The following is a 10,885-nucleotide window of genomic DNA, read 5'->3' on the forward strand; positions in this document are numbered from 1 at the left end:
CTGCCACCCGAAAACTTGCCGATCCTCGAATGGCTCGGTATCAAAACGTCAAAATCACTGTGATGAACCACTAGTAGAATGCCCGCCTGGCGGCCCGACCGCCTTTCCAACTTCTTCGGCTGTTACCGGCTGTCTTCACCAGCTTTCCAGTCAGTCGTTGTCATGATGGATGACGGTTTTCTCGCGAGATCCGTCCTCGTTTTCTTTCTTGATGACCGTCGTTCTGTCGGTATCGCGAGGCTCACGCTCTTTGATGACGGTGGTCCGATCGCGGTCGCGGTGATCGCGAGGCTCACCAATAGTGACGCCACCGCCAACCGGTCCGGCCTGAACCCCAACCCCAACGCCAACGTCTTCAGCCAGAGCGGGGGCGGCAAACGATACGATCATGGTGGCGGCAAGAAGGTAGCTCCTCATCTCATTCCTCCATTCCGATTGTGGACGAAGAACGTGCCGGTGCGACATTTTGTTCCTGTCCGGAAGGAGGTCGAAACTTGGATCTTCCGATCAAAAGTAAGCCCCGCAAAAGCGGGGCTTCTTGAAGTTACCAGTTCTGACGACCATACCAGTCATCGATCTCTTTTCTGGCCTGGTCCTTCGCATAGCCGTAGCGTTGCTGCAAACGTCCTTCGAGTTGGTCCTGCTTTCCCGCGATGACGTCGAGGTCATCATCGGTGAGCTTTCCCCACTGCTCCTTGACCTTGCCTTTCATTGCCTTCCAGTTGCCCTCAACGCGATTCCAATCCATTGCTCTCCTCCTTGGACAAGTAGTGAGCCAACCCGATATTGCGCGCTTTTGTTCCAACAGGGCGGCGCGAGGCAGCGCGGCGGCGGAGAGTTTCGCAAGCGCGCAATTCTTCGCCCAAGAGGGACAACACCAGTTTCCTATCGCGACCGCGAGTTTGTTCAAAAGTGCACAGAGACGAAGAAGAAACAAAGTTGGATGGCATCGCCTTGTTCTGCATCTGACTTTACCTTCGTTCTCAAAGAACGAATCGAAGCCGCGAAAATCGGTCCCAACAGAGTCCTAACGATTGGTTTCTGTCGCGCGTCGCGACGGCGCAAACAGCCGCCAAATGCATCATTGGCGGTATCAGAAACGGATGGAACGGGACGTTGCGGCCCTGTCGCGCGCGATCGATTTGGCACACGACAGGAGCAAGACCGAATTGGCCCGCGCTAGCTCACGGCCCGGAACTGGACCTCACCTTTGTTCAAGAAGCAGGTCTTGTTGAACAGCCGCAAGTCCAGCGGATTGGGCAGCCGGACATCGCCAATGTCAGGACACGTCTTCCTCGCCGGATCGTATGATCGATCGATCTGCGAGACGAAGACGATGATGAGCCCCCGGTCTCGCGCGAACGATTTCAGCACGCGAACCTGCTCTGCCAATCCGGGGTTTTCACGTCTCTGATCCAGCAATTGCAGATAGTCCACCACCACCAGGGTGCCGCGAGCCGCTGTCGCCAACATCCTTGTGATGTAATCGGCACTTATCGCGTCGGAGCAGTCGAGCTCGAACAGTCCGTCGAACCGCGCGTACTCCGCCCCGATTGCCTGGAAGCGATCCAGAACGTCTTTTTCCGTATATTCCAGCGTGAAGAACACGGCGCGATTGCCGGCTTTCATGGCTTCGACGGCGAGCTCAAGACTCATCAGCGTCTTGCCTTGGCCCGGACGCGCGCCCACCAGCACCAGGTCACCAGGCTTCAATCGCGCAAGCAGCTTGCCAGCAGGCCTGGACGCGGACAGCTTCGCCGCAAGCAGGCTCCAATCGCTATAGCCTTCCTGAAGGGCTATGCGATTCAGCGCGACATGGAGTGGAATACCTTCCCCGCGGGATAGTCGTTTGGCTTTGTGCTTCAAATGGTAAATCGGCGCAGACAGCTTCATCGGCAACCTCCTATTGCGAGCAATCTTCGCAATCCCTCCTTATGCTTGGCGCTCGAACAGTCGGTTCGATGATCAGGTGGCCCGGTATGAGTGATACTTTCCCGATCGGAGGGGGGAGGCGTGGGCCGCGCTCGAATCGGATGATAGCTTAATCCGTGGGGGACGGAAATCGCACGCGGCCGGTCCGGCGAACGCGGTTGGCTCGCGATCAATCGTCGGCAAGCGCGGCTTCGGCACTCTGTGGCGATTAGCGTTCGCCACAGATCTGTCCTAAAATTGGCACCTGTTGTAATGAATCCGACCGTAACCGGGAGCCAGATGCTGTATCGTCGATCGTCATTTCTTATCGCCTGCTTCGCGACAATTTCTACACTTGTGGCCGCGCCATCAACGGCAAGTGCCGAGGTGGCTTCCGATACGGCGCAAAGCGTGCTCTTGGATCAGACAACGGTCAGAAAGGTGATCGGCGGCATCGCTGTCGAGTTGCGCGAGGGTTATGTGTTCCCGGATGTGGGCATGCAGGCGGCGGATGCGCTAGAGAAGGCATTGAGAACGAACGCCTATGCCGGCGTAACCGATCCAGCTCAGTTTGCGCTGCAACTGACCGAGCAACTCCGTGCGATCACCAACGACAGCCATATGAGGGTGATCTTTGGCTCGCCGTTCCGTAACCAGCCTCCGCCGACCACGCCGCAGGATGCCGGCTTTGAGGTGAAACGATTAGACGGCAATATCGGATACATCCACTTGGCGCGGTTCGTTCCGCCCGAGGTCTTTAATCCGGCAGCCGACGACGCCATGCGTAACCTGTCGGACACCGCCGCGCTCATCATCGACATGCGGGACAATGGCGGCGGACATCCGGCGTCTGTAGCCTACCTTGTCAGTTTCTTCCTCGATCCCGGCAAGCGTGTTCATATCAACGACCTCATCTGGCGCAATCGTGGGACTTCGACTTTCAGAACGGAGTCGTTTTGGAGTTCATCGACGCCGGTGCACTATCTTGGCAAGCCCGTCTATGTGCTGGTTGGCCCAAAGACTTATTCGGCGGGTGAGGAGTTTGCCTACGACCTGCAAATGCTCAAGCGCGCAACTGTGGTTGGCGCAACAACACGCGGAGGAGCGAATCCAGGCGGTCTGAATGAACTAGGTTCCGACCTCTTCGTTGTCGTGCCGACTGGCAGGGCTGAAAATCCGATCACGCACAGCAACTGGGGAGGCGTCGGCGTGCGCCCTGACGTTCAGGCTGCGCTTGAGGCCACTCAACAAACCGCCGTAGCTCTGGCGAAGGGCCAGCCAGCGACGCCGTTGGCAAGATAGGGGAATGGCGTTGCCCTTTGGGCCGCGCTCTCGGCTCCGCCGGAATCACGCCTGCGGCGCGTTTCCGCCATTCGACTTCAATCGCCATATGGCGGAGGGAGAGAAACTAGAAAGAAACTTGCTCGAACGCTGCGGCTGAGGTCCTCTCCCTAAGCGAGAATAGCAAGAATCCAGGATTCTCGGTGTTACATGGACGACCAAAACTAGCCTCGAATTCCGACTTTCACCGACCTCAGGAAACCGAGTGACGTTAAAGCTTCTGCATTACGGTCGGCGGGCGCCCAACCTGCAGGCCCTCGCTGGTAGAAACTGATGGCGGTGACCGCAAACCGAGCTGCTGAGGGGCAGGTCCTGCCCGAAAGGGTCCTTATGTGCCCCACACATCATCAACTCACCGAGAAGCAGGAAATCACGGCTTACAAGTGGTTGCGGCCGGAGGGGATGCAGATCAGCCACATGAAACCTGCGGGCCGGTTTAGGTCTCCGCCGAGGCAACGCCAACTCGGAAATGCCTCCTTAATCGCGTAGCGATCTTTCTGCGATCAGTGCTGGACGGGGCGCAATTTGCGAATCATCCGATGAGCCAGCGCCCCTTATGGATATCGAACTTGACCAAGCCTTCCTCTCGCATTTTCAACAGAAGCGATTGGCAAGTTTCCTCATTCACGACATTGGCACGTTTCATGACTTCGTAGAGTTTGAGCCGCTTCTCACGGAGTGCGTTCAGGATGTTTTCGCGATCATTCAGCACAATCGGAGTCCTACGTCATAGAAATCACTGAGGATAGGAAAGCTGATCCTCGGTAACTACTCGCTCAATATTCTCTGACTTACTCTTGATGCGGTATCTAATCCGCCCGTCTGCCTCAATCGGCATACGCCGAACGATGGTGTAGATCATCGACTGGTCAGTTGCGGCACGACCCTGTGGTCCTTGAGGCTGGTGGTGAACGTCTTCATTCGCCTTGTAGGCATGTGACATATTTCTTCCCCTAAGATTTGCGGCTGCTCTGTACTGTGATGCAGTGAACACTATCGGGAGCTTCAGTGAGGCCACACAGGCAGTATGGTTGACCTAATGCCGCCGGACGCCGAGATCGGGCCGCGTAACGTAGGCCATCCAAGCTTGACATATAGCGACCCGGCTCGGTTACTCTCCCGGTCTGTGTCGTGGTGATCTTGTTAGCGTGCGATGTTGACGAAGGCGCGTTTCATTCTCGTTTGCGCCCTCATCGGTCACTTCTCGGATTTCACCCCCAATTCGACCAGCCAGTGAGTGGCGTGCATGACTCATGTCTTTCTTCCGCGCCGATCCACTCGCACATCCTGAAACTCTTCCGGTCCTTTGAGGAGGCGTCGCTTGCGGCTGGCCCGAGTGTGCTGATTGGCTGTGGCATCGGCCATCTCGTCGATCGTCTCACCGGCCATTGTACGGGCGCGCTGTTTCTGCCCTTCGTTCCCGGAACGGCGCTCCGTCTTCGCCGTCAGTCCTAGCTCGACCAAGCGCCGGACGGCTTCTGGTAACGTAGGTCTGTCAGCCTGGTTCTCAGCCCATTTTACGATAGAGGCTCGCAACAACGGCGGCGCCCGAAACCCCATCATGGGATCTTGAACAGTGGATGGGCGAGTGCGTTTTGGTGATTTAGTCCTTATCGTCATGTGCGAGTATAAGTCTGGCTTAAACGCAAGCCAAGGGAAAGTGCGAAGTTCGGCGCTGGTGCAAGGCTTGCGCTGACCGAACGCGAATCTCGTGTTCCAATTGGCCTCGTTCCGATTGCGAGCCCGTGTTCCAGCTCCTGAGGGCCCCTCCGCAGACATCGCGTTCAAGGCTGGCCGTCTCGTGAGATGGTGCCCATGTGCTCGGTAGGGGAAAACCGCGCCGCAGGAGCGCTGAAATGGCACATGGGCCCTTAAGCGCGATCCGCAAACATTCCCTTGCGCTGCGACTGCAATGTAACTATGTCTTAAACATTCGAGTTTTCGGCCGGACGACTTGGCCTCGCCGCGAATAGCGCGCCTGACTGACGACCCTCCTCCCAGATCTCGAGTTAACCGATAGCGTTTAGCGCGGTCTCAAATACACACATCGAAGGACGATCTCCCATGACAACGGGAACAGTGAAGTGGTTCAACAACCAAAAGGGCTTCGGCTTTATTCGGCCGGATCAGGGCAGCCAGGATGTCTTCGTTCATATCAGCGCGGTCGAACGTGCGGGCCTGAGCACTCTCAATGAGGGACAGAAGGTTTCCTTCGAGGTCGTCGCAGACCGCCGGACCGGCAAATCTGCCGCGGAAAATCTGCGCGCTGGATAAACTTCCGCCCTCGCCGCCAACGCTTTGACCGCGGATGTACCGGCAAAGCTTCTGGTAAAGACCCCCGCCGCTTGGCGCGCCCAGCAGCGGGGCTCTTTTTTGTCGAGCGACTGAGGGGGCTCGCTAAGCGATTTGAGCCAGCCTTTTAGGCATCCTTTGCATACGCCTGACAGGAAGCTATTGGGACCTGTTGATATGTCGAAGCTCGACGTCGACGAACAGCATGATGATATCGTCTACCCGTCAGCTCTTCCATTTGCATTGATCCATCTGGGATGCGCCGCAGCGTTCTGGTCCGGCATTACGTGGCAGGCGGCCGTTATCGGTATAGCGATCTATTGGCTGCGCATGTTCGCCATCGGTGCAGGGTATCATCGGTACTTCTCGCATCGGTCCTACTCTACCAGCAGACTGTTTCAGTTCATTCTAGCAGCGCTTGCTCAAAGCAGCGCCCAAAAGAGCGTTCTGTGGTGGGCGGCCAAGCACAGGCATCATCATTTGCATTCCGATACCGATCGAGATGTGCATTCGCCCCGGCATAAAGGTTTCGTTTACAGCCATGTTGGCTGGATTTTCGCGCGACAGCACGACGCGACTGACCTTGTTAAAGTTGCGGATCTCGCATCGTTTCCCGAATTGAGGTGGTTGCACAAATTTGAGGTCTTGCCTGCAATAGCACTCGCCGCCTGCTGTTTTCTCGTCGCGGGATGGTCAGGACTGGTGGTCGGCTTCTTGTGGAGCACGGTGCTGCTTTATCACGCGACCTTTTGCATCAACTCTCTCGCGCATGTTCACGGACGCAAGCGGTACGTAACTGGGGATGATTCTCGCAACAATTGGCTGCTGGCGCTGCTTACGATGGGCGAAGGCTGGCACAACAATCATCACGCCTATCAAAGCAGCGTTCGCCAAGGCTTCCGTTGGTGGGAAGTTGACATGACCTTCTACATCTTAAAGGCGCTATCTCTCCTGGGGATCGTCTGGGACCTGAAGGCGCCGCCCGAGCAGGTGAGGCGCAACCAACATCGGCTCGGAGCGAGGGTCATCAATCGAGCGGCCGAGCAGCTTGCTAACCGTTTTAATCCTGAGCGCATTGCGCTTGCAATTACGTCAGCGATGCACTCATCCGAACTGTCCGCCCTGCGGGAAGCGATTAACGAAGCAAAGTGTCATGCCGTCGACGCGCTGCCGGCCGTTCATCTGAACAGGATGCCGACTCGCAACGAGTTGCTCGGTCGGGCGCAAGCCATGTTCGCCCGTACGCGCTCGCTGGACGAAATTGTCGACCGAGCGTATCACGTTCTCCTTGAATCTGTGGCCGCGTCGCTTCGGCTTCGATTGCAAGCGAGCTAACGTCTGCGCCACGACACAGCACGAACGCCTATTACAGGACGGGATGTGTCCCCTGGCCTATTGGGTACTCTATACCTTTGATATTGCCTGAGGCGGCCTTCATGTCGTTTTCGGCGGGCGTAATTTGCTCTTGGTCTATGCTTGAAAATCCGGGACCTGCATTGGACCGATGTAAACGCACTTGATACACCGAAACTTACGATCGCCTGTGACGATCACGAAGTGCATCGGTCATTCCTGCCCTTGTTAGCCCTGTGAGGGCAGGCGGATCACAGGACTTGCGAGATGCCAAAAGCTGAATGACATAATCGCTACGACCGATCAGCGGCTATTTCTTCCTCCCTGGCGTCAAGCTCGGCTGCTGCCAGGTCGCAGCTTTCTGGCTAGGTGCTGCGGCGATGACCTTGATCTTTTCTTTCTTGGGCTTCTTGGCTTCGCGGTTGCCTCGTTGCTGGCCTTTGGCCATGGCGGTCTACTCCTGCTTTTCGAGATGGTTGAAGTCGTCTGACAACAGGACCTGCCCGCGCGGGGTGCAGATCCTCACGTCGATGCAGCCTTCTTGCACGAGCTGCCTCGCCTTCCTCAGCGCGGCCGCCACCGTGACGCGCCCGAGATGTTCGCTGATACCTTCATGGTGGCCGCTGACCAGGTATTTCAGTTTAGGCATGGAAGACGGCCACCGCGATCACAATGATCCCGAGCAACCGCAGGACGATGGCCGGCGGTACGATCCACTCGGTCAGACGAAATTGCCGCAAGGGTACACGCCTGCGCTTTGCGGCGGGAGCGTGCGCGGCCCTCAGTCACCGATGGATGCCACGGTAAATGCGGTGATAGCCGACCCTACGCCTATGTTTTGGGAATAGCGAGCGCTAAAGCATTTTGCGTCAGCTGCGACAAGAGCACGCGCGAAGCGATGGAATACCTCTATTGGCCGCGCGGGCTAAGAAAGCGATGGCTATTGCAGCACAAGGAGCGCATGCTGCTCTCGGGGCCAGCGCCGACGCCGGCGTTTTGCGAAAGGCAGGCGCGCATGACCATCCGTTCACGACGAGAAGTCGTCACCTTCAAGCACCCGTTCCGGATCAGGGGTATCGATCGCCTGTTGCCCGCCGGCGCCTATGAGGTCGTCACCGACGAGGAGACGATCGAAGGGCTATCGTTCGAGGCGTTCCGCCGCGTCGCCACCATGATCAAGGTGCCGGTGGAAGGCTCTCGCGGGTTGGCGATGGAGGTGGTCTCGATCGGCTCTGTCGATCTGGCCGACGCGCAAGGCATTGACGCGAGCGCATCCGATGCCTGACGAACCGCTCGATCTCGACCGTCACCGCGGCATGGCGGCGCAAAAGGCGACCGACATCCGCCGTGCGCTCGCGGAGGTCGAAACCCATGCACGGGAACTGCGCGAGCGCCGGGCCGAGGTGGAAGACCATCTGTTGTCGATTCCCGCCGCGTCATGGCCGGAGGCGGCCGCCAAGGCGCGCTATGTGCTCAAGCTGTACGCCGCGGGCCTGCCGCCGGAAGACACAAGGCATCGCGATCTCGTCGCGGCCATCCTCGTGGACTTTGCTCGGCTTAGCGAGCGGGGCTGAGGCATCATTGGCTGCGCCGCTGTCAAGGAGTGGGTCATATGACGCTCATGCCCGGCCGCTTCATCGGCTATGAATACGACAGGATGGTCGTCCTGTTCTCGCTGCTCGACGGCCAGAGGGAGGTCCCCTGCGCGATTTCAACTTCAGCCATGGATGAGTTGGAGGGTGTGGTGCGCGCGAGAGCGGGCCAGCGCGAGGCGCAATTCATGCGGTTGCGCGAGCGCATCGAGACCTGCGCCGCCGGCAAATATCAGGCGAGTGAGTTCGAAGGCACGCCGCCCAGCATTTTTCAGGCGAACGACGAGGCCCGTAGGCTCGGGCTGATGTGTCGTCAACTTCATAAAGTCAGCGCTGGCCCAATCCGCCAGACTTATTACCTCTCCTTCCTCAGCCTCCATCCCAGGAACTTCGAGCAGTTCCAACACGTGCAGCCCCCTGGCATCGAGAAAGAACGTATGCTGCCCAAACAGTTCGTGGAACTGTGCGGCTGCCGGATGATCCTCGGCAAGCACTTGTGCCTGAAACTGTGACAGCGTTTTCGTTATCTGGGCTTCATTCAACTTCATGACCTGTTCCTGATCTTCAGCCCTGAGCCCTTCGTCTATTGCTCCGTCGTCGTAGCTCAGAGCTCGTTGTGGATGGTTGCGTTACGGACCAGCTGCAAGTACCAAGTCGGCGGGCGACTGGCCGATCCGTCTCACACGCCTATTAGGTCTAGCGTATGCCGCTATCCGCGGACTGAGCGCTCCCAATTGTTCCATAGCAGCTTTGGATCACCTCGCTGCGAGAGTTAATTTTGCTGCATGCCAGCAATTGGCGACCTTCTGCTGGTTCTCTTGAATATCTTTCACCGCACTCCTCAACGCATGGGCTGAAAGTCCGCCTCACCTCGATGGATTCTCGCAATTCGATCCTGTTCAACTTTGGTGCGGTAAAGGCAAAATGGGCCGTGGGGGGATCAGCTGCCCACGCCAACTCGGCCAACTGGCCTCTGAGCTAACGTTTTTGGCGTTGATGCCGATCGGGGGACGCTTCGCGCCGGTGAAGCCACTGACTCGCGCTCGAAAAAGTGACCGTTTGGGCCGTCAGTAACGGCTCCAGCAGCCGGAAAAGTTTTGGCAGAACGAGCCATAATTTCCCCTAACCCTGCCCGGCGTGGTAACCTAACCTGAGGAAGAACCGATAGCTCCTTCACGGCCACGGGCACCGGCCGACCAACTGATTGGAGGCTGTCATGATCGGCGGTAAGCGGCCGGCCATCGCCACAGTCATCGTCGCAGCGTGGCTTTTTGGCGGCACTTGTAGCGCGGATGTCTTTAAGCTTCATACCACGATCCTGCCGAACACCGACCTGTTTGGAATGGACTTAGGACCTGGAATCCCTTCCGCCGACCCTGATTCGTGTCGGCAGGAATGCACCAAGAACAAAGATTGTGCGGCCTTTACCCACGACGCGACGAGGTCACTCTGTTTTCTTAAATCTAGCGTGCCGTCGGAAAGCGCCAACTCGTGCTGCGTGTCTGGGGTATACCGCACGCTTTCCACTGAGATCGACACAGATCGTCCAGGCATGGACATCCCTCAGCTTCTTGTGACCATCACGCCGCCGACACCGGAGTTCTGCCGCGATCTCTGCGGGGGCTTTCGATCCTGCCGCGCGTACACATACGTCCGTCCCGGCGCGCTAGGGCCTACATCCAGCTGCAACCTTAAGTCAGGTGTGCCGACAGCCTCGCCGAGCCAGTGTTGCGTGTCCGGCATGCATTCTCTTGTTTCCACGGAGACCGATACAGCTCGTTTCGGGATGGACTACATGGTGTTCAATCTGTCCCTAGCTCAGCCCGAATGGTGTCGCCAAGCCTGTTCCAAGGATACGCATTGTCACGCATACACATACGTAAATCCGACCCCAACGGCACCTGCTCAATGCTTACTGAAGTCAGGTGTCCCAGCAGCGTCATCAAATCAATGCTGCGTATCCGGCACAGCTTTGAACGTAGTCTTGTTTGCTCCCGAGTCACGGCCTTCCTGCATAGCTCTCAATCCTGCTGTGGGCTGCAGTATATTCGGATGCCCTCCGATCCGTCCGGAAATGCTTTCCTCGAGCGAGGTCCTCAAGAGCATTGCTAAACTCAGCTCGGACGATCCAACGAAGCACACCTTTGACATCGCGGTCTATACGCCAAGCGCTGATGACGCATGGGAGGTTTGGATCGAGCAGTTTCCCCAGCCACCCATTAGCTCGAATACGACGTTGATTGCTCTGGAAAATCACGACAATGACGGCCTATCGGAGATTTTGACAGTCGACAGTGCGACATGTGCAATAGGGACCCAATCGACTAGGCCGTGTGGACTCTTGGGATTCTCAAATCAGATTGAACGTGATTCAAGGCTTTCTTTTAGGAGGAAGC

The 10,885-nt window shown here is 57.4% G+C and carries 12 protein-coding genes and 1 pseudogene; 7 read left to right on the forward strand and 6 right to left on the reverse strand.

All coding sequences use genetic code 11. From position 1 onward, the window contains the following. Positions 1-150: 150 nt before the first annotated feature. From AAFX91_RS33665 to AAFX91_RS33675, 3 genes are all read right to left on the reverse strand, one after another. Positions 151-417: a hypothetical protein gene (locus AAFX91_RS33665; protein WP_282528168.1), complete on the reverse strand. Its 267-nt coding sequence runs from the start codon at positions 415-417 to the stop codon at positions 151-153. A 127-nt stretch (positions 418-544) separates the two neighbouring features. After that, positions 545-748, reverse strand: coding sequence for a CsbD family protein (locus AAFX91_RS33670; RefSeq protein ID WP_130577408.1), 204 nt, complete (start codon positions 746-748; stop codon positions 545-547). Positions 749-1,179: 431 nt separating this feature from the next. Further along, complete coding sequence (locus AAFX91_RS33675; protein ID WP_282528169.1) at positions 1,180-1,893, reverse strand: DNA helicase; 714 nt, start codon at positions 1,891-1,893, stop codon at positions 1,180-1,182. A 318-nt stretch (positions 1,894-2,211) separates the two neighbouring features. On the opposite strand from AAFX91_RS33675, the gene AAFX91_RS33680 reads away from it, so the two are divergent. After that, the gene (locus AAFX91_RS33680) at positions 2,212-3,213 is read left to right on the forward strand and encodes a S41 family peptidase (RefSeq protein WP_130577434.1); all 1,002 of its coding nucleotides are present in this window, start codon (positions 2,212-2,214) and stop codon (positions 3,211-3,213) included. Positions 3,214-3,784: 571 nt separating this feature from the next. Here AAFX91_RS33680 and AAFX91_RS33685 read toward each other — a convergent pair. Continuing rightward, positions 3,785-3,964: a hypothetical protein gene (locus tag AAFX91_RS33685; protein WP_394569443.1), complete on the reverse strand. Its 180-nt coding sequence runs from the start codon at positions 3,962-3,964 to the stop codon at positions 3,785-3,787. A gap of 1,352 nt (positions 3,965-5,316) precedes the next feature. Here AAFX91_RS33685 and AAFX91_RS33690 point away from each other — a divergent pair. After that, positions 5,317-5,526: a cold-shock protein gene (locus tag AAFX91_RS33690; protein ID WP_394569440.1), complete on the forward strand. Its 210-nt coding sequence runs from the start codon at positions 5,317-5,319 to the stop codon at positions 5,524-5,526. A 195-nt stretch (positions 5,527-5,721) separates the two neighbouring features. Next, the gene (locus AAFX91_RS33695; protein WP_394569441.1) at positions 5,722-6,879 is read left to right on the forward strand and encodes an acyl-CoA desaturase; all 1,158 of its coding nucleotides are present in this window, start codon (positions 5,722-5,724) and stop codon (positions 6,877-6,879) included. A 328-nt stretch (positions 6,880-7,207) separates the two neighbouring features. Here AAFX91_RS33695 and AAFX91_RS33700 read toward each other — a convergent pair whose 3' ends face one another. Both AAFX91_RS33700 and AAFX91_RS33705 read right to left on the reverse strand, forming a co-directional pair. Next, entirely contained in the window at positions 7,208-7,345 is a 138-nt protein-coding gene (locus AAFX91_RS33700; RefSeq protein WP_165420990.1) for a hypothetical protein, read from the reverse strand. Positions 7,346-7,351: 6 nt separating this feature from the next. Beyond that, entirely contained in the window at positions 7,352-7,546 is a 195-nt protein-coding gene (locus tag AAFX91_RS33705; RefSeq protein ID WP_130577404.1) for a hypothetical protein, read from the reverse strand. Positions 7,547-7,912: 366 nt separating this feature from the next. On the opposite strand from AAFX91_RS33705, the gene AAFX91_RS33710 reads away from it, so the two are divergent. From AAFX91_RS33710 to AAFX91_RS33725, 4 genes and pseudogenes are all read left to right on the forward strand, one after another. Beyond that, positions 7,913-8,182 carry a hypothetical protein gene (locus AAFX91_RS33710; protein ID WP_130577433.1) on the forward strand — a complete coding sequence of 90 codons (270 nt, stop codon included), beginning with the start codon at positions 7,913-7,915 and terminating at the stop codon, positions 8,180-8,182. Then, complete coding sequence (locus AAFX91_RS33715; RefSeq protein ID WP_028169256.1) at positions 8,175-8,471, forward strand: hypothetical protein; 297 nt, start codon at positions 8,175-8,177, stop codon at positions 8,469-8,471. Before AAFX91_RS33710 ends, AAFX91_RS33715 begins: the two co-directional genes overlap by 8 nt. A gap of 38 nt (positions 8,472-8,509) precedes the next feature. After that, positions 8,510-8,758: pseudogene (locus tag AAFX91_RS33720) on the forward strand (DUF1488 family protein); the annotation flags it as partial. A gap of 947 nt (positions 8,759-9,705) precedes the next feature. Then, positions 9,706-10,885, forward strand: a 1,180-nt coding sequence (locus tag AAFX91_RS33725; RefSeq protein ID WP_394569442.1) for a PAN domain-containing protein, incomplete at its 3' end; no start/stop codon positions are given.

This window comes from Bradyrhizobium sp. 31Argb (assembly GCF_043638955.1).
Classification (GTDB): Bacteria; Pseudomonadota; Alphaproteobacteria; order Rhizobiales; family Xanthobacteraceae; genus Bradyrhizobium.